Source organism: Corallococcus aberystwythensis (assembly GCF_003612165.1).
GTDB classification, from domain to species: Bacteria; Myxococcota; Myxococcia; order Myxococcales; family Myxococcaceae; genus Corallococcus; species Corallococcus aberystwythensis.
Genome location: NZ_RAWK01000073.1, coordinates 1 through 23,153 on the forward strand (window position 1 = coordinate 1; position 23,153 = coordinate 23,153).

Consider the following 23,153-nt stretch of genomic DNA (forward strand, 5'->3'; position numbering starts at 1 on the left):
CCGTCGGGGGACGCGGGGCTGCTCGCGGGTGAGCGGCAGTACCTGGAGCGCGTCATCGCGGAGGTCGCGGCGGAGCGTCCCCAGGGGCCGTTCACGGACGTGGCGGCGCAGCACATCCGCTCACGCATCGAGGCGGCATACCCGGGCCTGCGCTTCCCGGTGTTCCTCAACATCGGCCTGCCGGCGGAGTGGGAGCGGCAGGCTCGGGTGGCCGCGCCCTGAAGGAGTGCGGCTCGCGGACTCGGCTTGCTACGGGTTGCAGGGCACCTCGGAGCGGCTCCAGACGGAGCTCACTCTTCCGGTGGTGGTGACGGTGCCGGAGCAGGAGCAGACGCGCTGGCCGATCTGCTCCGTCTTCGCGGCGTCGTTGTAGAAGAAGATGCGCGTGTTCTGTCCCACGCGGCACTGCGGGATGATGGCCTGTTCGGCCGTCCCGATGTCCGTTGCGGAGCAGAGCGCGTGGGAGACGGTCGTGAAGGTCGTCGTCTGGCCGTAGGTCGTGGTGGTTCCGGTGCAGCCGCAGATGAGGTGGCCCACCTCCACGGTCTTCGTGCTGTCGCTGAAGTAGGTGACGCGCGTGTACTGGCCCGTGCGACAGGGGGATGCGGCCTGTTCCGCCGTTTCGAGCTCCGGCACACCGGGGGCTTCCGCTTCGCCACCACATGCGGCCAACAGCAGGGTTCCCGTGCACAGCAGTCCCGTCAGAAGATGTCGCATTGTTCCTCCCAGGTTGGGAAAACGAGATTAGCCAGACAGGGGTGTCTATGTCGACGGGCCGGGTAGCGGATGGTGGATATCAGGCAGGCGTGCGGCGCTCGTTCGCGGTGGGCTCGGAGGTGGCGTGGGCCGCCTGGGGTGAGGCTTCAGGGCTGGTGCGTTGGGTGGGGACCTGCGCGCAAGCGCTGACGGAAGGGGCGCAGGTTTCGCTCGCGGATGGGACGCGCATCCGGGTGGTTCGCAGTGTTCCGCCCAAGCAGCTGCGCCTGCGTTTGGAGCGCGATGAATGGCCCCGGGCGCGCACGGTGCAGCTTCGCGTACTGCCGTCGGTGCATGGCGTCACCGTGGCGCTGCACGCGGAAGGGCTGCCGGACGCGGGCACCCGTGAGGAGATGCTGTCGCGCTGGACGCGCGCGCTGGAGCGCTGGGATGCCTTCTCCGGACGGACAGTGGAGGTGAACCGGGAAGGACCTCCGGAGCGTGAGCCCGCGGGGAAGAAGGGCGCCAGGAAGCCTCCCGCGCTGGAGGAGGGGCTCGCGAAGCAGGGCGCTGCTGAGTTGAAGAGGCGTGGACCCGCGCGAGGCACGAAGAAGGCCGTGGCCACGAAGCTGCCCCGGGCCGTGAAGAAGGCCGCTCCTGTGAAGAAGGCCGCTCCTGTGAAGAAGGCCGTCGCCAAGAAGAAGGCCGCGAGCCGGAAGACCTCCCGGCGCGCGAAGTAGCGCGGACGCATCGCCCCTGGTGACCACTGTTCGTGAGGCGGTGACTCCCGTCACCAGGGACGGGGCCCGGTTTGCCCCGCCGTGCTTCGCGCGCGCTCAAGGACATCAAGCACTTGGCTGTCGGTGGGTGTCAGTCAAAGGGCTGGCATGTCTCCTGCTGTAGGCATTCCTCGTCAGCAGCACTCAATCTCTCGAGGAAATCCCCCATGGTCATCTCGCCCGCCTCCTCCCGCTCCGCTTCCCTCCGCGCCCCCTCCCAGGACTTCGCTTCCGCCCGCCCTGACGCCGTGTCCGGCGCCCGCGTGCAGCCCGGCCCCTGCCAGCGGCCCGGGTCCAACCTGGCCTCCCAGTTCCAGCAGGACAGCTTCAGCGCGGCCCCCGCGAAGGGCGCGCAGTTCAAGCAGTTCATGGAGGGGCTCGAGGACGTGGTGTCGCAGCTGCAGCAGCTGGTCCAGCTGCTCCAGGGCCAGATGGGCGGCGCCGCGGCCTCCGCGGGCAGCGTGGATGGGGCCCAGGCGCCGTCCGGTGTCTCCGGCGCGTCCAGCTCGAGCGCCCCGTCGAGCACGGGCAGCGCGTCCGGTGCGTCTGGCGCGGGTGACTCGTACCAGGCCGGCTCCGCCCAGTCGGCCGGCCCGGTGGGCGACGCTCCGAAGGGCGAAGTGGGTGACTGGATCAAGCAGGCCATGGAGATCCTCAAGGCCAACGGCGTCCCGGTGGAGAAGATGAACCCGCAGGACATCGCGAAGATCGTCGAGCACGAGTCCAGCGGCAACCCCAACGCCATCAACCTCCACGACCAGAACGCCAAGGATGGTCACCCCTCCATCGGCCTGATGCAGACCATCCAGCCCACGTTCGACGCGTTCAAGCTCCCGGGCCACGACAACATCCGCAACCCGGTGGACAACATCATCGCGGCAGTGCGCTACGCGGTGGACCGCTACGGCTCCGTGTCCGACACCCCGGGCATCAAGGCGATGAACGGCGGCAGCGGCTACGTGGGCTACTGAGCCTCACCGCCCCCGCAGGTTCTGGGCGATCTTCAGGATGTCCGCGAGGACGCCGGCCGCCGTGACAGGCCCGCCGGCGCCCGCGCCCTGCACCAGCAGCGGGTAGTCCGCGTAGCGCTCGGTGGAGAAGGCCACGAACGCCTCCGAGCCGCGCAGCCGCGTCGCCGGGTGCTCCTCCGACACGGCCACCGGGCCCACGCGCAGCACCGGCCCGTCCTTCGCGGAAGGGTCGATGCGCGCCAGGTAGCGCAGCACCTTGCCCTCCGCGCGCAGGCCCTCGACGCGCGAGCTGAACGTCCGGTCCAGCTTCTCCAGCCCCGTGAGGAAGCGCTCCACGTCCGCCTCCTCCAGGTACTCGCGCGGCACGAACGGCTCCACCTCCACGTCCTCCAGGGACAGGTTCAACCCCTGCTCCCGCGCGAGGATGAGCGCCTTGCGCGCCGCGTCCGTGCCCGCCAGGTCCTCGCGAGGGTGCGGCTCCGTGAAGCCCTTCTCGCGCGCCGTGCGCACCGCCTTCGACAGCGGCACGCCGTCCATCAACTGCTGGCTCAGGTAGCCGAGCGTCCCGGAGAACGAACCCTCCACGCCGTGCACCCGGTCCCCCGTGCGCACCAGGTCCTTCAGCGTCTGGATGACCGGCAGGCCCGCGCCCACCGTCGTCTCGTAGTGGTACGCGCGGTGGTTCAGGTGCGCCGTGCTCCGCAGCCGCTCCCAGACTTCACGCGGCTGCGTCAGCGGCTTCTTGTTCGCCGCCACCACGTGGATGCCGCTGCGGAATGCCTCCAGGTACAGCTCCTCCATGCCCTCCGCCGCGGTGCAGTCCACCAGCACCGGCACCGGCAGCCGCCGCAGCGGCTCCAGCAGCGCGCGCACCACCGGCGGCGACGCGCCTTCGGGCACGGACGCGATGCGCTCGCGCCACTGCTTCAGCGGGATGCCCTCCGGGGAAAAGAGCACCCGCCGGCTGTCCGCGAGCCCCACCAGATTGAGCTGAATGCCGTGCTCCTGCGCCAGCGTCTCCTGCAACGCGCGCAGTTGGTCCAACAGCTGGCTGCCCACCACGCCGTGCCCGAGCACCAGCAGGCTCACCTCCTCGTGCGCGAAGTGGAAGGCCGCGTGCACCGTGCGCACCGTCAGCGCCGTCTCCGCCCCGTCCACGATGAACGAGATGGACCGCGCGCTCGCCGTCTGCGCGATGGCGCGCACGTTGATGCCCAGCGCGCCCAGGGGCTGGAAAAGCCGTCCCGCCACGTTGGCGCCCTGGCCCATGGCCTCCGCCACCAGCGCCACCTGCGTCACCGGCGCGCGCACCTGGGGTGGCTGCAACGCGCCGCGCTCCAGCTCCGGCGCCAGCTCCCGCCGCAGCACCTCCTCCGCGCGGGCCGCGTGCGCCCGGCGCAGCACCACCGCCACCGAGCGCCCCGGCGACGACTGCGCCGCCATCCACGCGTCGATGCCCGCGGCCTCCAGGGCCTGCAACGCGCGAGGCCCCACCGGCCGCGCCGCTTCCTCCGTGCCGCCCTCCAGCCCCAGCAGCGCCAGGTCCTCCAGCGACACCACGCACGTGGGCACGCTGCCGTTGCCCGCGCCGCGCACGTCGATGAGCGTGCCGGGCTCGTCGGGCTGTTGCAGGTGGCGCACGCGCAGCGGGATGTCCGCGTCGCGCAGCGTGGACAGCGCGCGCGGGTGCAGCGTGGGCAGGCCCAGGTACACCAGCTCCAGCGCCTCCGTGTAGCTCAAGTGCGGCACCGGCCGCGCATCCGCCACGTGCAGCGGATCCGCGGTCATCACGCCGGGCACGTCCGTCCACAGCGTCAGCGGCGTGCCCAGGAGCACGGACAGCACCGCCGCCGTCTCGTCCGCGCCCTCCACGCCCAGCGTCGTGGAGCGCCCATCCAGCGCCACGCCCCGGCTGCCCGCGTGCAGCGTCAGCCGTCCCTCCCACGACGGCCGCAGCGTCGCCACCCGGGCCCGGGTGTGCTCCCGGCTTACGCGCGCGTGCCCGGGCTCGCCCTCCGTCACCGTCCAGTCCGCCGCGTCCACCTCCAGCGACGGCACACCGCGTGCGCCCAGGAGCCGCGCCAGCAGCGCCGCAGTGAGCCGCTCGCCGGTGCCCCGCACCACGTCCTCCAGCGCGGGCCGACGTTCACGCACCAGACTCGCGCCATCCAGCGCACGGCGCGCGGGCTCCAGCAGCGACGCCAGCGTGCGCGTGCCGTGCGCCTCCACGGACGTCGAACCGGGAGGCGCACCCAGCCGGCGCTCGGCTTCCTCCAGCATCAGCAGGCCCCGCGCGAGCAGCCCATCCAGCTCCTGCCGGGCCAGCGTGGAGTTGCCCTTCAACGCGATGGACAGCGCGGACTCCAGCCCCGTTGCGAGCCAGGGCGGCGACGACACGATGGCGGCGCGCGTGCTGCCCGCGTCGTGGCGCGACAGGTGCGTGGCCACGGACGCGAGTCCCTGGGCGGTGTCGAGCAGGAACGGCGCGTAACGGGTGATGCTCACAGGGGCGGTCATGAGGTCTTCCGGGCGCGGACGCCGGCAGGGGAGGAGAGGCGGGCGTCGCGGCCCACGCCCGGAGGCAGGGCCAGCGCGCGGACCAACAGGGGCGCGAGCGCGTCCCATTCGATGAGGAAGCCGTCGTGGCCGTGCACGCTGCACAGGACCGCGTACTCCGTATGCAGACCCTGCGCGCGCAGGCGCCGGGACAGGCTCTTCATGTGCTCGGGAGGAAAGAGGACGTCCCGGTCGATGCCGATGGCGAGCGTGCTCGCGCGGATGCGGTCCACGCCGGGACCGCCATTCGGCGTGGGCACGCGCGTGAGGTCGTGGTGGTCCATGGCGCCCAACAGCGCCAGGTAGGAGCGGGCATCGAAGCGCGCCTCCAGCTTCGCGCCCTGGTGCTCCAGGTAGCTCTCCACCGGGTACAGCGTGCGCGACGACCACGCCTGCGGACGCGGCTGGAGCGCCTCCAGTCCAGCCTCCGCGCGATAGGTGAGGGTCGCCAGCTGGCGCGCCAGCTCCAGGCCGCGCCTTGGGGATTCAGGGTACTCGGGGTCGAGCAGCAGGGCCTGCCGGGCCACGTGGTTCCAGCCCACCACCCACGCGGACGCGGCCTCCGCCGTCGCGATGGGCACCATGCGCTGGAAGCGCTCTGGCGCGAGCGCCGCCAGACACAGCACCACCATGCCGCCCAGCGAACCGCCGGTGACGAGCGCCACCTCGTCCACGCCCAGCGCGTCCAGCGCCGCGAGGATGGAGCGCGCCTGGTCCCACGGCGTAATCGTCGCGGGCAGGCTCCGTTCCTCCAGACGCAGGTCGCCCTTGGGCAGCACCGGCGATGGGCCAAAGCGGGTGTCGTCGGTGCGCTGCGGGAAGCCCTCGTCCGCGGGGCCGAAGGTGCCGTAGCAGGAGCCCAGGTTGTTGAAGCACAGCAGCCGCACGCGCGAAGGGTCCAACGGCCGGCCCGGTCCGATGACCGGCGCCCACCAGCCGCCTTCGCCTCCGGCGTGCATGTCCCCGGTGAGCGCGTGCACCAGCAGCACGGTGGGCACCGCGTCCGGCGCGCGGCGGGGCCCGGTGCGGCGCGCGTCGCGCAGCTCGGAGGCGGCGTCGCGCAGCTCGGAGGCGGTCCTCCGCACCACGCGCAGCCGGCCTTCACGCGTCGCTTCGTCGGAATGCACGCGGGCGCGGGACTGCAACCACGCGAGGTCCTCCGGGGGCCCCCACCACCAGCCGCGCACGAGGTGGGGCGCCACGCGGGCGCCGGCCTCCAGCGGCAGGTCCGGCAGCGACAAATCGAAGACGCGCGGGGTCTCCGCGCGCGGGGGCACTTCCTGGCCAGGCCTCACGGGTCGCATGGCGTCAGGCCGCGCTCAGGGCCTGGTCCAGGTCGGCCAGGATGTCGTCCAGGTGCTCCAGGCCCACGGACAGGCGCACCAGGTCGTCGGTGACGCCCGTGCTGGCGCGCTCCTCCGGGCTGAGCTGTTCGTGCGTGGTGGACGCGGGGTGGATGATGAGCGAGCGCGTGTCGCCGATGTTCGCGAGCAGGCTCCACAGCTTCACGCCGTCAATCACCTTGCGCCCGGCGGACAGGCCGCCCTTCACGCCGAAGGTGACGAGCCCACCGAAGCCACCCTTGAGGTACTTCTTCGCGTTGAGGAACGCGGGGTCGTCCTCCAGGCCCGGGTAGCGCACCCACTCCACCTTCTTGTGCTGCTTCAGCCACTTCGCCACCGCGAGCGCGTTCTGCGAGTGGCGCTCCAACCGCAGCCGCAGCGTCTCCAGGCCCAGGATGAACGCGTGCGCGTTGAACGGACTGAGCGCGGGGCCCAGGTCGCGCAGGCCCTCCAGCCGGGCCTTGAGGATGAAGGCCGCGGGCCCGAAGGCCTCTCTCAAGCGCAGGCCGTGGTAGCCGGGGTTGGGCTCGGTGAGCTCCGGGAACCTGCCGTTCTCCCAGGGGAAGTTGCCGCCGTCCACGATGACGCCGCCAATGGAGGTGCCGTGGCCGCCGATGTACTTCGTCGCGCTGTGCAGCACGATGTTCGCGCCGTGGCGCAGCGGGTTGAAGAGGGCGGGGGACAGTGCGGTGTTGTCCACGAAGAGGGGCAGGCCCGCCTCGCGAGCCACGGCGCCAATGGCGTCGAAGTCCGGCACGTCCAGTCGCGGGTTGCCCAGTGACTCCAGGTAGAGCGCCTTCGTCTTCGGGCCGATGGCCTGACGGAACGCGTCCGGGTTGCCCGCGTCCACGAACTTCGTGGTGATGCCCAGGCGCGCGAGCGTCACCTTGAAGAGGTTGTACGTGCCGCCGTAGAGGCTGGCGCCGGAGACGATTTCGTCCCCTGTCTTGAGGATGTTGAGGATGCCCAGCGTCTGCGCGGCCTGTCCGGACGCCACCGCGAGCGCGCCCACGCCCCCTTCGAGCGCGGCGATGCGCTTCTCGAAGACGTCCGTCGTGGGGTTCATGATGCGCGTGTAGATGTTGCCGAACTCCTTGAGGCCGAAGAGGGCGGCGGCGTGGTCCGCGTCGCGGAAGCGGTAGCTGGTGGTCTGGTAGATGGGCACCGCGCGAGCGCCCGTGGTGGGGTCGGGCGAATAGCCGGCGTGCAGCGCGAGCGTGTCGGGGTGCAGGGGGCGTTCGTTGTTGGGCGTGCTCATGGCAAGGGACTCCTGTTCGCGTCGCTCCGGAAGGAACGCGCGTGCGTGAAGGCGGACGGGTGGTGGGGACGTCAGGGCACTGCGGGCGGCGGGGAGGACTTCAGGACGACGTGGGCGCTGCGACGCTCCTCGGCAGGGGTGCGAGAGCGGAGGCCCGGAACGACGAAGCCCACCGACCCTCGCGGGTGGGTGGGCTCCGGTTGGCTCGCCAGGGGCAGGCTGTGCGTCAGCCGGCCGCGGCGGGCTTGGGCCCACCCGGAACAGGCATCGAACACATGCACATGGCGGAGGTGACGAACATTCTGCGAGAAGAAGTAGACGCGATGCCGCGAGCTGTCAAGCCACCCTCCGGAACATCACCGCGCGTGTCGCGCACCCGTGACACGGACTCACCGCGTATCCCCAGAATGATGTCCTTTCGCTCTGTCCTCCTGTTGGTCTGTCTGTTCCTCGCCGCGTGCTCCAGGCCCGCGCCGCCCACGTCCGTGACTCTTCGAAAGACCTTCCGCACGCGGTTGAAGGTGGAGTCCACGCAGCGAGCTCCCGCGCCCACGCCGCCGAAGGAGCTGTTCGAAGTGGTGCGCTATCCCGCGCCGCTGGGCGGCAACGCGGCCTACATCACGCCCGTGCGTGAAGGCGCGAAGCGGCCCGCGGTGGTGTGGATCCACGGCGGCTTCAACTGGGGGCTCGACGACTTCGCGTGGGCGCCTTCGCCCCGGAGCAATGATCAGAGCGCGCGGGCGTTCCGCGAAGCCGGGCTGGTGTTGATGCTGCCGTCGCTGCGCGGCTCGGACGACAACCCGGGTGCGAGCGAATACTTCCTGGGCGAGGTGGATGACGTGGTGGCCGCCATCGACTTCGTGGCACGGCGTCCGGACGTGGACCCCGCGCGCATCTACGTGGCGGGGCACAGCACGGGTGGCACGGTGGCGCTGATGGCCGCGGTGCTGTCACCCCGGTTGAAAGGGGCCTACGCGTTCGGCCCCGTGGCCGACGTCTCCGGTTACGCGTCCTACGTTCCGCTGCTGGAGCAGGCCCACGGGCCGGAGCTGTGGATGCGCAACCCGGTGAGCTACGTGGAGCACCTGCGCGTGCCCACGCAGGTCATCGAAGGCTCGGACCGCGGCAACATGGATGCGTTCGAACCGCTGCGCGTGGCGGCGAAGGGCGCGCCGCTGTCGTTCCTCGCGGTGCCGGGCGCCACGCACTTCAGCGTGCTCGCGCCCGTGACGGAGCTGCTGGCGAAGCGGCTCATGGAGGCGAAGGCGGACGCGCCTACGGTTCGACTCACGGACGCGGAGGTCCGTCAGGCCGTGGCCGCTGAGCTGGAGTGAAGCGTCTGGCTCACGCCACGCGCGCGTTCGCGGAGTAGGGCGGCACGGGGCCCAGGAAGCCGGGCTGGGCCTTCACGCGCGCAAGCCACGCGGACACGGACGGGTAGGGCGCGAGGTCCACGCCCGCCTCCGGCGCCAGATGCGTGTACGCGAAGAGACAGAGGTCCGCGACGGTGTAGCGCTCGTCCACCAGGAACGTGCGGCTGCCCAGGTGCCGCTCCAGCGCGGACAGGGCGCGCTCGGTGTTCTGCACGCGGTTGCGGAGGACCTCGGACTCTGGCGACTGCCGGCCCGTGAGGAGCCAGTAGCGCGCGGTGCCCAGGTTGGGCTCCACCGCGTTCTGTTCGAAGAACATCCACTGATGCACCTGCGCCCGCGCGAAGCGGTCCTCCGGCATCAGGCGCGTGCCCTCCGCGAGGAACAACAGGATGGCGTTGGACTCCGCGAGGAACCGTCCCGGCTCCGGCTCCAGCACCGGGATGCGGCCGTCCGGGTTCTTCGCGTGGAAGTCCGCCGTGTGGCTCTCCCCCGCGAAGATGTCCACCGGCACCAGTTCGTAATCGAGTCCCAGCTGGCTCAACAGCGTGCGGACCTTGTAGCCGTTCGCGGAAGGAAGGTAGTCGTAGAGGCGCATCGCAGGCTCCAGGAAGAGGATGCCCGCGACGCTAGGGACGGCACTCCATCCGCGCACTCCGCTTCTTGCGATGGAATCACCGCGAGAAGCGGACCAGGGGATGCACGACTACTGCGCGGTGGCCTCGTTCCACACTTCCGTGACGCGGCCCATCTGGTCGAACGGCAGCGCGCAGTGCTGCGCGCCCGCGATGATCTTTTCATTCACCGGAAACTGGAGCCCGCCCAGGTACTGCTCCGCTGCCTGGATGTCCGCCAGCAGGTAATCCTGGTCGCCGTACGTGAAGTAGAACTTCGTGCCCGCGCGCAGCGCCACGTTCGACGCGTCCCAGTCCATGTTGCCCGTCCACGGCTTCTCACCGCCGCAGCTCAGCGCGTAGACGCCCGGGTAGCGGTCGCCGTAGCGCGGCAGGAAGCTGGCCGTCAGCTGAATGGAGCCACCCGACGAGCCGCCGAAGAGGATGGGGCCGTCCTGGATGTCCCAGCCCTTGCGCAGCGCCTCGATGAGCGACACCAGCTCCGCCGCGTTCTTGCCCTCCAGGTCGCGCGCCTCCACCGGCGCCTCCGTGGAGCAGTCCGTGCGCGAAGGCTGCGTCCACCACGCGCACTTGTTGGGCGCGAGCGCCGTCACGTAGAGCGTGTTGTGCCCGTACGTCCAACCGCCGTGCGTGAACAGCGAGCGCGGGCTGCCGCCATTGCTGCCGGTGTACGTGAGCGCGCCGTCGCCGTGCAGGTAGATGGCCAGCCGCATGGGCCCGGGCGCGATGCCCTGCTTCGGCTCGATGTACTTCACCTCCGTCGCGCCCACCTGCGCCACGCAGTACGTCAGCGTGCCCGCGTCCGTGTTCACGGTGCCCGTCTTGCTGCACGCGAGCTTGCCTGCGCCGTGCGAGCTGCCCGTGCCCGCGTCCACGCCCGTCCCGGCGTCCGTCCCCGCGTCGATGTCCGTACCGGCATCGGAACCGGCGTCGGAGCCCGCGTCCGTGCCCGCATCGGTGGTCGGGTTGGTGCCGGAGTCAGGCGTGACTTCATCGGGGTCGTCGGAGCACGCGGACAGGCCCAGGGCGAGGACGGCGGCGAGGACGAAGCGGCGGGACATGGTGACTCGAAGGAGGGGAGGCGGCGCCTCTGTTCAGCAGCCAGTATACCGGGTATAGATTTCCAGTCAGGAAAGGAAATTCTTCCATGGCTGGACGCGTGAACCTGCTGGCCCCGGAGGTCCGGGCCAATCCCTACCCCGTCTACGCGGAGCTGCGCCGCAGCGCGCCGGTGTGTCAGGTGGAGCCCGGCGGCCTGTGGGCGCTCACGCGCTTCGAGGACGTGGCCGCGGCCTTCAAGAACCCGCAGGTCTTCTCCTCCGCCGGCGTGCGCACCACCACCGCGCCGCCGTGGCTGGGCCACAACCCGTTCTCCGAGTCGATGATCGTCATGGACCCGCCTCACCACATGCGGTTGCGCACGCTGGTGAGCCGCGCGTGGACGCCCGCGGCGGTGAACCGGCTGGAGCCGCGCATCCGGAGCTTCGCGCAGGTGCTGGCGGAGCGGCTGTCCCCGGAGCGCGAGGTGGACCTCGTGGATGCCTTCGCCATGCCACTGCCCGCCAGCGTGATTGGCGAGCTGTTCGCCTTGGACCCCACCATGACGGCCCGCTACAAGCGCTGGTCCGTGGACCTGTCCAGCGTGTCCGGCACGACGGAGAAGGACACCCACCGGCACGACTCCATCCGCGCCACGGTGCGCGAGATGGAGGACTACCTGTCCAACGTCGTCGCCGAGCGCCGCCGCCACCCGCAGGACGACATGGTGTCGGACCTGGTGAAGACGCGCGTGGACGGCGAGGCGCTCTCCGACGCGGAGGTGATGAGCTTCCTGTTCCTGCTCGTGGTGGCGGGGCTGGAGACCACCGTGCAGCTCGTCAGCCACAGCGTGCGCCTGTTGATGGAGCAGCCGCACCTGATTGCCCGGCTGCGCGAGAACCCGTCGCAGGTGGGGCGCTTCGTGGAGGAGGTCCTGCGCTACGAGCCCTCCGTGCACGGCCTGGTGCGCGTCACCACGAAGGCAACGGAAGTGTCAGGCGTGGTGATTCCGGAGGGCGCGCGCGTAGCGCTGATGATCGGCTCCGCGTGCCGCGACGGCGAGCGCTTCAAGGACCCGGACACCTTCGACATGGACCGCGAGGGCGTGAACAACATGCCCTTCGGCCACGGCATCCACTTCTGCCTGGGCGCGCCGCTGGCTCGGCTGGAGGCGCGCGTGGGGCTGGAGGTGCTGCTCTCCCGCTTCACGCGCTTCACGCCCACGGGCCCGGTGAAGTGGAACACCTCCCTCACCGTGCGCGGCCCGCTGACGATGCCCCTCATCCCGCACGCCTGACGCGCGGAATGAGGAGCACTCCGGACGTCCCCGCAGGGCTCAGGTCTCGGAGGCGCCCAGCCAGGCGACCTGCCCCGCGAGCACGGGGACGCCCTGATCCGGCGCACTCGTGCTTCCCGCCACCGGGGGCGGCGTCAGGGTGAGGGTGAAGCCGGTGCCCGAGCTGTTCTGCTTCGCTTGCGCACTGAAGGCGCCGGCGTTCGCGCCACCCAGCGAGATGAAGCCGAAGAGGTCGACGCTGACGGAGGCGTGCGCCGCCAGCCACTGCGACCAGGTCGAGTAGTCCCCTTCGGCGAAGTTGACCGTGATGGTCGGATACCCCGAGACGACCACGGCCGACAGGTAGCCGACGCCGCCGGGCCCGAGCTTGATGCCGCTCGGCAGCCCGGACGGGAAGGTGAAGCCGCTGTCCTTGGAGCCGTTGTTGTAGTTGTTGAGCGCCTGGTAGAGGACGGTCTCATCCAGCCAGCCCGTGGCTCCGTCCGAGTTGGGCTGGTACGCGGCCGGCGCGAAGGGAATCACCGTCACACCGGGGAAGGACATGGTGATGTCGAAGGTGGAGCCGGAGCCCTGCTGGGCCGCGATGTCACCCTGGAAGTTCGCGCCGACGCTGATGCCCAGCAGCCAGCCGCCCCAGGACATGGAGCCACCGCCGGAGAAGCTGATGTTGTAGGCGCTCTGCTGCGCCGAGGACGCCGTGAAGCTGACGATCGCGGGCTGGCTGCTGTTCTGCAGCCCCGACAGGATGTCGGTCGGCTGCTTGTTGCTGCTGAAGCCCGGGAAGTACTGCGTGGACGGCGGATTGGACTGGAGGACGCCGCCATTGGTGGCGGAGGGCGTCAGGTTGCTCTTCAGGATCTGCAGCAGGCTGCTCCCGACGCTCTGTGCGTCCTGGAGGCTCGCGCCGATCCCGTAGGCGTTGAGATAGGCGGAGATCTCCAGGAGGACCGGCTCCGCGGAAGAGGGGGCGTACTGAAGCAGCTTGCGCAGATTGGGGCTGCTCTGCATCGCGGAGGTGCTGAGGGGCATGGAGCCGCTGGGGATGCCCGCCCACAGGTAGCCGGCCTGGTACATGAGGATGTAGTCGATGGGCGTCTGGATGCTCGCGCTGACCGTCTGCGCCGCCTGGAACTGCGCGTGCGTGATGGGGCCGTAGATGCCGGTGTAGGTCGCCACCAGCGATTGCGCCTGGACGGTGCTCTTGGTCTGCGCCGCCTGGAGCGCCTTCTGGTCGGCGTCGTTGAACTGCCAGTTGATGGCGTTGATCAGCTGGCCGTAGAGCATCGGGAGGCTGCCGGTGCCACCGACCGCGCAGGCCCCCGGGATGTCGGTGCTCGGCGACACCGCTCCCGAGATGTAATCGTACGTCAGCTTGTTGATGTCACCGGTGCCCGTGGTCCAGTCCCAGTTGAAGTCGCCGTTGTACTCGATGGGCACGAGCGTGGCCCCAATGGTCGACCCGATCACAGAGACCGCCTTCGCCTTGAGCGCCTGGATGTAGGCGGCCACGAGCTGCATCTTGTCCGTCGGATCCGCGGCGATCTTCAGCGCGGCCGGGGCACGCAGCGCCAGGCGGTTCGCGGTCTGCATCAGGGCCGTGCTGCGCGTCAGTGAAGCCTTCATGGTGTCTTCCCCCTGGCCGGTGGTTCCGGCCATGACGTGGGCGGGTTCGCCCACGCATCTGTCCATGAGCAAACGGCGCGCCACCCCCGCGCACGGCGTGTCTCCCCGGAGCGGGGCCCGTGCAGGGCCCGTCGCCGCCGTCACGCCACGGTCGGCGACAGTCGGCGACAGTCGGCAGCCGTGTGGCCCCCCTTCCTGTCACTTCGGTGGGGACGCCATACTCGGCCTCCGTCAGCCCGGATTCCCAGGCCACGCCCTCCCATGGATCGCGACTTCGAGACGGAACTCTGGCTCGCCATCAACGAAGGGCTCGTGGGCCGGGACGAGGCCCGGGTCCTGCGGGAGGAGGCGGCGCGGCTGGGGCGCGGCCCGCTGGAGTTGCTTCGGGAGCGGGGTGTCATCTCCGAGGAGACGCTGGCCTCGCTGCGGGGCACGCCCCCCGCCGCGCCATCCCCTCCTCTCGCGATGGGGCCCGACGCAGAGGAGACCCGCACGATCCATCCTGACGCGGGAGGAACTCCGCCGGCTCCGCGGCCGCCCGAGGCCCAGGCCTTCCCGCTTCCCGGCTGGGAGCGCTACCAGCCCCAGCGGTTCCTCGGGCAGGGCGGAATGGGGCGCGTGTTCCTTGCGTGGGATCCGCGGCTGCACCGGCACGTGGCCCTCAAGTTCGTCCGGGACGAGGACCCGGCGCTCACCCACCGCTTCGTCGCCGAGGCCCGTGCCCAGGCACGGGTGAAGCACGAGCGCGTGTGCCAGGTGTACGAAGTCGGCCACGTCGAGGGCCGGGTCTTCATCGCCATGCAATACATCGACGGCGAGCCGCTGGGCGCGCTGGTGCGCTCGCTCACCGTCGAGCAGAAGGCCCTGGTGCTGCGCGAGGCAGCCCTGGGGGTGCACGAGGCCCACCGCGTGGGGCTCATCCACCGGGACCTCAAGCCCTCCAACATCCTGGTCGAGCGCGGCGGGGAGGGGAGCCTGCGTCCCTACGTGATGGACTTCGGGCTGGCGCGCGAACTCCATGGTTCCATCACGGCCTCCGGGGCGGTGATGGGCACGCCCCACTTCATGGCTCCGGAGCAGGCCCGCGGCGAGGTGCGCGGCCTGGACCGCCGCGCGGACATCTACAGCCTGGGCGCCACGCTCTACTTTCTCCTCACCGGAGAGGTCCCCATCCCAGGCGCCAACGGCCTGGAGGTGCTCAGCCACATCGCCACCGAGGAGCCGAAGGCGCCGCGCCAGCTCGTCCCCGGACTGCCGGCGGACCTGGAGGCCATCACGCTCAAGTGCCTGGAGAAGGCGCGCGCGGACCGCTACGACTCGGCGCGCGCCCTGGCGGAGGACCTGGAGCGCTTCCTCGCGGGAGAGCCCGTGCGGGCCCGCGCCGGGGTGGGCTATGCGCTGCGCAAACGGCTGCGCAAGCACTGGGCGCGGACCTCCCTGGGGGCCGCCGCGCTGCTCGCCGTGACGGTGGCGCTGGGCTGGGGCGCCTGGGGCCGCCGGGAGGCCGCCGCGCGCGAGCGGTGGGTGCAGCGCTTCACCGAGCAGGTGGAGGTCATCGAGTCCCGGGCCCATTCCTCCGCGCTCTCGCGCCTGCATGACGTGCGCGAGGACCGCCGGGACCTCCAGGCGCGCCTGGCCGGCCTGGAGGCCGAGGTGAAGCAGGCCGGCCCCGAGGCGCTGGGCCCCGGGCAATACGCGCTGGGCCGCGGCCACCTGGCGCTGGGGGACGAGGCGCGGGCGCTCGGGTTGCTCCAGGCTGCCTGGGACCAGGGCTTCCAGTCACCCCGGGTCGCGTACGCGCTGGCCCTGGCGAGCGGACGGCGCTACCAGCAGCAGCTGGTGGAGGCACAGCGGCTGCGCACGCCGGAGCAGCGGGAGGCCGCGACGCGCGACGCGGAGCGGCTGTACCGGGAGCCTGCGCTCGCATGGCTCAAGCGCAGCGAGGGCGCCCAGGTGGCCTCGGCGGAGTACGTGGCGGCGCGGGTGGCCTTCTATGATGGCCGCTCCGACGAGGCCCTCCGCCTGCTGGAGGGCGCCGGCCGCGGACAGCCCTGGTTCCACGAGGTGCCCCTGCTGCGGGGAGACATCCTCGAGGCGCGGGCCTTCGGGCGCTGGAACGGCGGCGACCTGGAGGGGGCCCGGAAGGACTTCGAGGCGGGGCGGCAGGCCTATGCCGCCGCCGCGGCCACCGCGGAGAGCGAGCCCGCCGTGTACCGCGCCCAGGCCGGGCTGGAGCTCGCGGCGATGGTGATGGAGCTGTATGGGAAGGGCGACGTCCAGCCCTCCTACCACCGGGCCCTGGACGCCCTCTCGCGCTGCCTCATCGTCCTGCCGGACGACACCGCGTGCCTCCTCCGCCTGGCGCGCGTGCACCACCGCCTGGCCGAGCACCAGCTCACCCAGGGCGCCGAGGGCAACCAGACCCTGGAGAAGGCGCTCGAGGCCGCCCGGCGCGCCCTGGCGGTGGCGCCCACCGGGATGGAGGCCACGCTCACGCTGGCGCGTGCCACGTGGCTCCAGGCGCGCTACCGCATCGAACGGGGCGAGGACCCGCGCGAGCTGCTCGGTCAGGCCGCCGCGCTGTTCGAGCGCATCCCCGAGGCCGAGCGGGACCGCGCCTACCATGGTGACTTCGGGCTCGTCTTCAAGACGTGGGCGGACTACGAGGACTCGCTGGGGGCGGACTCGCGGGGCCACCGGGACCAGGCCATCCACGCCTACGAGGCGGCCATCGCGCGCGACCCGCGCGTTCCAGAGGACTGGATCAACCTGGGCAGCGCGCTCTTCGCCCGGGCCTCGCTGCCACGCAACCCCCGGGCGGAGCAGGACCTGGGACAGGCCGCAGAGGCGCTGGAGCGGGCACGGGCCCTCAACCCCCAGCACGTGGTGCCGTACTTCTACGAGGGCCAGGTCCACGAGCAGTTGGCCCGCAGGAAGCGCAGCCGCGGGGAGGCCCCGGGCCCCGAGCTGGACCAGGCCCTGGAGCAGTACCAGCGGGGGCTCGCCATCAACCCGCGGATCCCCCACCTCCACAACGGCCGGGGCGTGGCGCTGCTCCTGCGGGCCGAGGAGCTCTGGGCCCAGGGGGCGGACCCCCATCCCGTGCTCGACGAGGCCCGGGCCTGCTTCGAGCAGGCCATCGCGGTCGCGCCGGGCCAGGGCTTCGCCTACGCCAACCTGGGCGCCCTGCTCCTGCGGCGCGGCCAGTACCTGATCGAGCGCGGCGAGGACCCCCGGGCCGCGGGGCGCGAGGCCCTGAAGGTCCTGGGCCAGGGGCGCGAGCGGATGCCGGGCGCCACCTGGCTCCGGGGCCTCGCGGGCACCGTGTACGTCCTCCAGGCCCGCTTCGAACGGGAGCGGGGGCGGGACCCCGGGCCCGAGCTCGCGCTCGCCCTGGGAGAACTCCAGGCCGCGCTGGACAAGAACCCCGAGGACGCGGAGCCCTGGCTCCAGCTCGGCAAGGTCCGGGAACTCCAGGCCCGCTGGAGGTCGCGACGACGGTCACCGCCGACCGGGGACCTGGAGGAGGCGGCACGCTGCTTCGAGAAGGCCCTCACGCTGGCGCCGGAGGAGCTGGACTACCGCCTGGAGGCCGGCCTCTTCTACCTGCGCGGGCTCGAGCCGCTGGGGCAGACGGGCCCGCGGGACGGCCGGTGGCTCCAGCGGGGGCTGGAGCTTTCGGAGCAGGTCCTGAAGACACGGCCCGACCTGCCCGTCGCGCGGGCGCTGCGGGCCACGCTGCGACTGAAGGAGGCGCGGCGCGCCCGTCCCGAGGACGCGCGCTCCCTGCGGCTTTCGGCCCTGCGGGAGCTGACCGAAGCCCTCGCGCGCAATCCCAACCTCGTCCATGAATGGAGCGGTCCGCTCGCCGTCGCGCGTCGCCTGGGCGCCTCGCCCTGAGCGTCTACGGGTACATCGGACCGCCGGAGACCTCGATGGTTCCGGAGGAAAGTCTGGGGGAATCGTCGGGCACGGGCCTGCCCAGCGAGGCGATGGCGGGCTGGGAGTTGAACTCAAAGGTATACGACGTGCTCCTTTCCGGCTGGGGAGACGGAAGCACCAGGTTGAAGCGATACTTTTTCCCCCCGTCAGGCAGGGCGGTTCCCGAACCGGCGTCGACGGGGAAATGGAGGTCCCGGGGCGTCATGGTGTAGCTGGGGGGCTGGAAGTTCTTGGCGACCATCACGTCGATCGTGACGGTCAGAGGCGCAGACGAGCAGTCGAAGAATTTGAAGGTGTGGCCGCGGATGGGATTGAGGGACGTGAGGTCCAAGGTGATGTCGGCCGCGGGCAACGGTTGCAGGGGCATGGGTGGCTCTGGGGTCGTGCCCCGGAAGGCTTCCGGGACGCGCATGTCTATTCAAGCACAATGCCAGACGGATGGCTTCGGTCCTCCCCGCCGCGCCCTCAGGGCGATTTTGGACCCAGCCCCAGCTCGCGGAGGCGCCGGCGCAGGGCGCGTCCGGAGACCTCCAGGCGCTTCACCATCTCCTCCAGGTTTCCCTGGCACGCATGGAAGCAGCGGGTGATCTCCTCCTCGCTCAGGTCGCCGGCCAGGCGGAGGCCGGGGCTGCGCTCGATGAGGTCGTAGAGGGAGGAGCGGGCGATCCCCAGGTGCTGGGCGGCCCGCCGGACGTCCCAGGCGTGCGCGCGCAACGCCGCGAGCAATTCCTGGCCGCCCACCTCCGTGGACCTGCGGCGCGCGGCGCCGTCATGCTCGGACGGGGATGGCGCGGCGGACGATGTCACGGGGCGCGGGGGCTCCTGCGGAAGGGGCGCGTCGGGCTCCAGGCAGGGCTGGCCCCGGCCGCCGATGACGAGCTGCCGGGCCACATTGCGCAACTGGCGGATGTTCCCTGGCCAGGGGTGCAGGAGCAGTCGCACCGCCAGGGCCGCGGGCAGCCATGGTGGGGCGTGGGGATCGCTCGGGGCGAGGTGGTGGGCTTCCCCCAGCGCCGCCAGCTCCTGGTGGGCGAAGTGGAGGAACAACGGGCCAATGTCCTCCCGGCGCTCGCGCAGGGGCGGCAGCCGCAGCTCGTAGCCGGCCAGCCGGTGGAGGAGCGGGGCCCGGAAGCTCCCCTCCGCGATCCGCGCCTCCAGGTCCGCGTCCGTGGCGGTGACGAGGCGGACCTTCGTCGTCACGGGCCTGCTGGCCCCCACCGGGTACAGTTCCCCCGTCTCCAGCACCCGCAGGAGCATGACCTGCACTTCGGGCGAGGCCTCGCCCACCTCGTCGAGGAAGAGGGTGCCGCCCTCGGCCGCCTGGAAGTAGCCCTCGCGGTCGCGCTGGGCTCCGGTGAAGGCCCCCCGGACGCTGCCGAAGAGTTCCGCGGCCGCCAGTTCCTTGGAGATGGCGCCCAGGTTGACGCTGACGAAGGGGCCCTGCCGGCGGCCGCGCGCATGGAGGGCCCGGGCCACCAGCTCCTTGCCCGTCCCCGTCTCGCCCCGGATGAGCACGGGCACGTCCAGGTCGGCCACGCGCTCGATGTGCCGGCGCACGCCCTGGAGCGAGGCGCTCCCGCCCACCATGCCCAGCGGGGACGGCGGCTCCGTTTCGGAGGAGGGGACCCGGTGCAGCAGCACCACCACCCGCCCGGAGAACTCCAGCGGAACGCCCCGCGCCAGCGCCTCGGGGCCGAACTCGCGCCCGCCCTGGAGCGGCTCGCCCGCGCAGGTGCAGTGCCCCGCCCGGTCGGGAACGACGCGGATGCCCTCGCCGGCGGGGATGAACCGCAGGGGCTTGCGGCTCATGAACGGATCGCCCAGGGGCAGCCCCAGGGGCTCGCCGGGACGGGTGAAGTCCGGAGCGTTGCGGGAGAGCAGGACCTCCCGGCCGGTAGGAAGCCCGTGCAGCAGCAGCCGCTCCCCGACGCGGAGGGCCGTGGGATGCGACACCAGGGTCAACGCCGGGAGGGAGCGCGACGTGGAAACCGGGCCCCGCAGCTGCGAGGCGTTGGCCGTGGATAGATCCGCTGTCGCCACGGGGCGGGGAAGGTCTCCAGTGCCAGGAAGCGCCATCCCTCCCAGCTTATCCCTTTCACGCGCACGTCCGTGAAAAGGCCAGGCGGCCGTGTCGGCTCACGCCTCGATGTCGAACGCGAGCGACACGCGTTCACCCGGGGCCACGTGAATCAGCCCCTCGCCGGTGGCCAGCGCCCCGGCGGCGGCCGTCCACGGCTCCACGCAGACGAAGTCCTTCCCCGTGAGCGTCCACACGACGAGCATGCGGAACTCCCCGCTCCACGACAGCTTCACGGGGGACAGGCCGGGGCCCCGCTCCAGCACCGTGCCCGGCGCGGAGTGGTCACGCAGGTGCATGTCCACCTCCTGCGCGGTGAGGTCCAGGCCGGTGAAGGGCACCTCGTGCTTCGCGCGGTTGTCCCACGCGTGCGTGGCGTCCGTCTCCACGCGCGCCTGCGCCTTCTGTCCTTGAGGCACGCGGAAGTACGGGTGGTAGCCCAGGTGCAGCGGCAGGGGCCGCGTGTCCCGGTTCTCCAAATCGAAGTCCAGCGTGAGCCGGCGGCCCGCGAGCGAGAACGCCAGCTGCGCGTCGAAGGCCCACGGGTACTGGCGCAGCGTCTCCTCCGACGACGTGAGCCCCAGCACCAGCAGGGACTCTTCCGCCTGGCGCACCGTCCACGGCAGCTTCCGCGCGAAGCCGTGCTGCGGCAGTGAGTACGCCTTGCGGTCCGCCGGATACGTGTCCCCGGGCAGGGGGCCGGCGTTGGGAAAGAGCACGGGGATGCCCCCGCGCACGCTCTTCGTGAGGTCGGCGACGGTGCTCTCGTCCAGATAGAGCACGTCCTCGCCGTCCACCGCCATGCGCGTGACGAGCGCGCCGCGCGTGGGAATGACTTCCACGCGGCAGCCGCCGTCCTCCAGCGCGTAGGTGTCCAGCCCCGCGATGCCCGGGAACGGTCCGCTCATGGAACTAGATGGCCCCTTCCTTCGGGTCGCTGTCCATGAACGGGTAGGGGACCTTCACCGGCGGCGCGAAGTTCTCCTTGATGGTGCGCGGGCTGCTCCAACGGAACAGGTTGATCATCGACCCGGACTTGTCGTTGGTGCCCGAAGCCCGGCTGCCGCCGAAGGGCTGCTGGCCCACCACCGCGCCCGTGGGCTTGTCGTTGATGTAGAAGTTGCCCGCCGCGCCGCGCAGGCCGCTCATCATCTGCTCGATGGCCTTGCGGTCGCGCGCGAAGATGGCGCCCGTCAGCGCGTACGCCGCGGACTGGTCGCACTCCTTCATCGTCTCCTCGAACTTCGCGTCCGGGTAGACGTACACGCCCACGAGCGGCGCGAAGATCTCCTCCGTCATGATGCGGTGGCGCGGGTTGGTGCACTGCACCAGCGTGGGCTGCACGAAATAACCCTCGCTCTTGTCCGTGCCGCCGCCCGCGACGATGGAGGCCTCGCCGCCGGACTTCGCCAGCTCGATGTACGAGGACACCTTCTTGAACGAGCGCTCGTCGATGACCGCGCCCATGAAGTTCCGGAAGTCCGCCACGTCGCCCATCTTGATTTCAGAGATGAGCGCCTGGAGCCGCGGCTTCAGCTTGGGCCACAGGGACTCCGGCACGTAGACGCGGCTGGCCGCGCTGCACTTCTGGCCCTGGTACTCGTAGCCGCCGCGCACGATGGCCACCGCGAGCGCCTCCAGGTCGTCCGCCGCGGACGGGTGCGCGAAGATGAAGTCCTTGCCGCCCGTCTCACCCACCAGCCGCGGGTACTGCTTGTAGCGGCCGATGTTCTCTCCCACCGTCTTCCACAGGTTGTTGAACGTGGGCGTGGAGCCGGTGAAGTGGATGCCGCCCAGGTGGGGGCTGGCCAGCACGGGGTTGCCCACCGTGGGGCCGTCACCGGGCAGCATGTTGATGACGCCGTCGGGCAGGCCCGCCTCGCGCATCAGCTCCAGGCTGTACCACGCGCTCAGGGCCTGCGTGGAGGAGGGCTTCCACAGCACCACGTTGCCCATCAGCGCGGGCGACAGGCAGAGGTTCAGCGCGATGGAGGTGAAGTTGAACGGCGCGATGGCGAAGACGAACCCGTCCAGCGGCCGGTAGTCCGTCATGTTCCACGTCTGCGCGGAGCTCTCCGGCTGGATGGCGAGAATCTGCTGCGCGAAGTGGACGTTGTAGCGGAGGAAGTCGATGAGCTCGCACGACGCGTCGATCTCCGCCTGGTGCGCCGTCTTGGACTGGCCCAGCATGGAGGACGCGTTGAGCAGCGGGCGGTAGCGCGTGGTGAGCAGCTCCGCGGCGCGCAGGAAGATGGCCGCGCGCGCGTGGAAGGGCATCCGCGCCCAGTCCTCCTTCACGCTCATGGCGTTCTGGATGGCCTGCTCCACGTGGCCCGCGTCGGCCTCGTGCAGGGTGGCCAGCACGTGCTGGTGCCGGTGCGGCATGCGCACCGTGTCCGTCTTGCCGGACTTCACGTGCTTGCCGCCGATGACGACGGGAATCTCGATGCGCTCCCCGCTCATGCGCTTGACGGTGGACTGCAGCTCCGCGCGCTCCGGGGTGCCGGGGGCGTAGGAGAGGACGGGCTCGTTCTTGGGAGCCGGGACGCGGGGGGTGGCGTTGAGCACGCGAGGACCTCGGGACGAGAGGAGGAAAGGTTCGGGCAAGGTATAGCCCTCCCGATGTCCCAGGTCAGTGACAGAAGCGTGGGGCGTCCGCGCCGAGACAGAGCCCCCGCGCGTCAAGCGGCATGCCCGGCGTACGTCCGGCTCAGCCCTCGCCCACGGCCTTGGCGCTGGTGCCCCGCGCGCGCTGCAGCACGGCATGCAGCTGCGCGATGAGGTAGGGCGGCTTCACGGGCTTGACGAGGTACGCGTCCGGCTGGGGCTGTCCGGGCTCCAGGTCCGTGCGCGGCGCGTAGCCGCTGACGAACACCACCGGCAGGTGCGCCAGGGCGGGCTCGGCGCGCACGCGGCGGCACAGCTCGTAGCCGTCGATGCCCTCCATGTTCACGTCCGACAGGAGCACGTCCGGCGGCTGCGTCAGCGCGTTCGCGAGCCCCGTCTCTCCATCCGCCGCCACCGCGCAGTCGAACTCACCCGACAAGAGCAGCCGAAGCGTCTCGCGCATGGTCCAGGAGTTCTCCACGATGAGGACCTTGGGCTTCACGGTGCATCGACTCCTGGGGCGGCAACGGCGTACGGCAAGGGGGAACGGCGGGCACAGCATCCCCCCGCCGTGCGCACCGGGCAAGAGGTCCCCCTTCACCCGTGAGAATTCACGAAAGCCTCCACCTCACGGGTTTGCCGTCAACGCGCCTAACTCTCAGGCGGCGGGTTCACGAGCCCCCGCCGGGAAACCTCGGAGTCCGGTTCCTCGTCGCCCCGCGCCTCGCGCTCGGGCACCTCTTCGTCCTGCCACTCCGCGCCGCGCTCCACCTCCGCCTCCCAGCGCGTCTCCTCCAGGGGGCTGGGATTGACGTCCTCCTGGGCCGCGGCCCGGGAGCGCTCGTGGGCCAGCTCGGCGGCGCCGCGGTCCAGCGCGTCCTCCATCTGCCCCCGGTTGCGCGGTTGGAAGTTCTTGGAGTCCTTGTCCGAAGCCATGGGTGTCACCTCCGAGAGAAAGGTG

The 23,153-nt window shown here is 71.2% G+C and carries 18 protein-coding genes and 1 pseudogene; 6 read left to right on the top strand and 13 right to left on the bottom strand.

The genetic code is table 11. The annotated features are described in order from the left end of the window. A pseudogene (locus D7W81_RS14110) lies at positions 1 to 222 on the top strand (MBL fold metallo-hydrolase); the annotation flags it as partial. Positions 223 to 249: 27 nt separating this feature from the next. On the opposite strand, the gene D7W81_RS14115 reads toward D7W81_RS14110, so the two are convergent. Further along, positions 250 to 717 (bottom strand): DUF6289 family protein, encoded by a 468-nt coding sequence (locus D7W81_RS14115; RefSeq protein WP_147445480.1) that lies wholly within the window; start codon positions 715 to 717, stop codon positions 250 to 252. Between the two features lie 89 nt (positions 718 to 806). Here D7W81_RS14115 and D7W81_RS14120 point away from each other — a divergent pair, with 89 nt between their 5' ends. Together D7W81_RS14120 and D7W81_RS14125 are read left to right on the top strand one after the other, a co-directional pair. Next, positions 807 to 1,436 carry an SRPBCC domain-containing protein gene (locus D7W81_RS14120; RefSeq protein ID WP_120555891.1) on the top strand — a complete coding sequence of 210 codons (630 nt, stop codon included), beginning with the start codon at positions 807 to 809 and terminating at the stop codon, positions 1,434 to 1,436. Positions 1,437 to 1,642: 206 nt separating this feature from the next. Further along, positions 1,643 to 2,446 carry a transglycosylase SLT domain-containing protein gene (locus D7W81_RS14125; protein WP_120555892.1) on the top strand — a complete coding sequence of 268 codons (804 nt, stop codon included), beginning with the start codon at positions 1,643 to 1,645 and terminating at the stop codon, positions 2,444 to 2,446. Positions 2,447 to 2,449: 3 nt separating this feature from the next. On the opposite strand, the gene D7W81_RS14130 is transcribed toward D7W81_RS14125, so the two are convergent. The 3 genes from D7W81_RS14130 to D7W81_RS14140 are packed head-to-tail and all read right to left on the bottom strand — an operon-like array spanning position 2,450 to position 7,603. Further along, positions 2,450 to 4,963, bottom strand: coding sequence for an amino acid kinase family protein (locus D7W81_RS14130; protein ID WP_158621595.1), 2,514 nt, complete (start codon positions 4,961 to 4,963; stop codon positions 2,450 to 2,452). Next, a complete protein-coding gene (locus D7W81_RS14135; RefSeq protein ID WP_120555894.1) occupies positions 4,960 to 6,306 on the bottom strand; it encodes an alpha/beta fold hydrolase in 1,347 nt (448 codons plus the stop codon). Before D7W81_RS14135 ends, D7W81_RS14130 begins: the two co-directional genes overlap by 4 nt. 4 nt (positions 6,307 to 6,310) lie before the next feature. Then, positions 6,311 to 7,603: an O-acetylhomoserine aminocarboxypropyltransferase/cysteine synthase family protein gene (locus D7W81_RS14140; RefSeq protein ID WP_120555895.1), complete on the bottom strand. Its 1,293-nt coding sequence runs from the start codon at positions 7,601 to 7,603 to the stop codon at positions 6,311 to 6,313. 410 nt (positions 7,604 to 8,013) lie between these two features. On the opposite strand from D7W81_RS14140, the gene D7W81_RS14145 reads away from it, so the two are divergent. Further along, complete coding sequence (locus D7W81_RS14145) at positions 8,014 to 8,937, top strand: alpha/beta hydrolase family protein (protein ID WP_158621596.1); 924 nt, start codon at positions 8,014 to 8,016, stop codon at positions 8,935 to 8,937. A 10-nt stretch (positions 8,938 to 8,947) separates the two neighbouring features. Here D7W81_RS14145 and D7W81_RS14150 read toward each other — a convergent pair whose 3' ends face one another. Both D7W81_RS14150 and D7W81_RS44090 read right to left on the bottom strand, forming a co-directional pair. Further along, the gene (locus tag D7W81_RS14150) at positions 8,948 to 9,571 is read right to left on the bottom strand and encodes a glutathione S-transferase family protein (RefSeq protein WP_120555897.1); all 624 of its coding nucleotides are present in this window, start codon (positions 9,569 to 9,571) and stop codon (positions 8,948 to 8,950) included. Positions 9,572 to 9,679: 108 nt separating this feature from the next. Then, positions 9,680 to 10,669, bottom strand: a complete 990-nt coding sequence (locus tag D7W81_RS44090) for an alpha/beta hydrolase (RefSeq protein WP_120555898.1) — start codon at positions 10,667 to 10,669, stop codon at positions 9,680 to 9,682. A gap of 86 nt (positions 10,670 to 10,755) precedes the next feature. Here D7W81_RS44090 and D7W81_RS14160 point away from each other — a divergent pair, with 86 nt between their 5' ends. Continuing rightward, positions 10,756 to 11,943, top strand: coding sequence for a cytochrome P450 (locus D7W81_RS14160; RefSeq protein WP_120555899.1), 1,188 nt, complete (start codon positions 10,756 to 10,758; stop codon positions 11,941 to 11,943). Positions 11,944 to 11,982: 39 nt separating this feature from the next. Here D7W81_RS14160 and D7W81_RS14165 read toward each other — a convergent pair whose 3' ends face one another. After that, positions 11,983 to 13,566, bottom strand: coding sequence for a hypothetical protein (locus tag D7W81_RS14165; protein WP_147445481.1), 1,584 nt, complete (start codon positions 13,564 to 13,566; stop codon positions 11,983 to 11,985). A 261-nt stretch (positions 13,567 to 13,827) separates the two neighbouring features. Here D7W81_RS14165 and D7W81_RS14170 point away from each other — a divergent pair, with 261 nt between their 5' ends. Next, a complete protein-coding gene (locus D7W81_RS14170; protein ID WP_120555901.1) occupies positions 13,828 to 17,466 on the top strand; it encodes a serine/threonine-protein kinase in 3,639 nt (1,212 codons plus the stop codon). A gap of 4 nt (positions 17,467 to 17,470) precedes the next feature. Here D7W81_RS14170 and D7W81_RS14175 read toward each other — a convergent pair whose 3' ends face one another. From D7W81_RS14175 to D7W81_RS14200, 6 genes are all read right to left on the bottom strand, one after another. Then, complete coding sequence (locus D7W81_RS14175) at positions 17,471 to 17,875, bottom strand: hypothetical protein (RefSeq protein ID WP_147445482.1); 405 nt, start codon at positions 17,873 to 17,875, stop codon at positions 17,471 to 17,473. A gap of 98 nt (positions 17,876 to 17,973) precedes the next feature. After that, positions 17,974 to 19,584: a sigma 54-interacting transcriptional regulator gene (locus D7W81_RS14180; protein ID WP_120555903.1), complete on the bottom strand. Its 1,611-nt coding sequence runs from the start codon at positions 19,582 to 19,584 to the stop codon at positions 17,974 to 17,976. Positions 19,585 to 19,644: 60 nt separating this feature from the next. Then, on the bottom strand, positions 19,645 to 20,493 hold the full coding sequence (locus tag D7W81_RS14185; RefSeq protein ID WP_120555904.1) for an aldose epimerase family protein: 849 nt from the start codon (positions 20,491 to 20,493) through the stop codon (positions 19,645 to 19,647). A 4-nt stretch (positions 20,494 to 20,497) separates the two neighbouring features. Next, positions 20,498 to 22,153 carry an L-glutamate gamma-semialdehyde dehydrogenase gene (gene pruA, locus D7W81_RS14190; protein ID WP_120555905.1) on the bottom strand — a complete coding sequence of 552 codons (1,656 nt, stop codon included), beginning with the start codon at positions 22,151 to 22,153 and terminating at the stop codon, positions 20,498 to 20,500. A 142-nt stretch (positions 22,154 to 22,295) separates the two neighbouring features. Then, a complete protein-coding gene (locus D7W81_RS14195; RefSeq protein WP_120555906.1) occupies positions 22,296 to 22,694 on the bottom strand; it encodes a response regulator in 399 nt (132 codons plus the stop codon). A gap of 149 nt (positions 22,695 to 22,843) precedes the next feature. After that, a complete protein-coding gene (locus D7W81_RS14200; protein WP_120555907.1) occupies positions 22,844 to 23,128 on the bottom strand; it encodes a hypothetical protein in 285 nt (94 codons plus the stop codon). Positions 23,129 to 23,153: the final 25 nt, after the last annotated feature.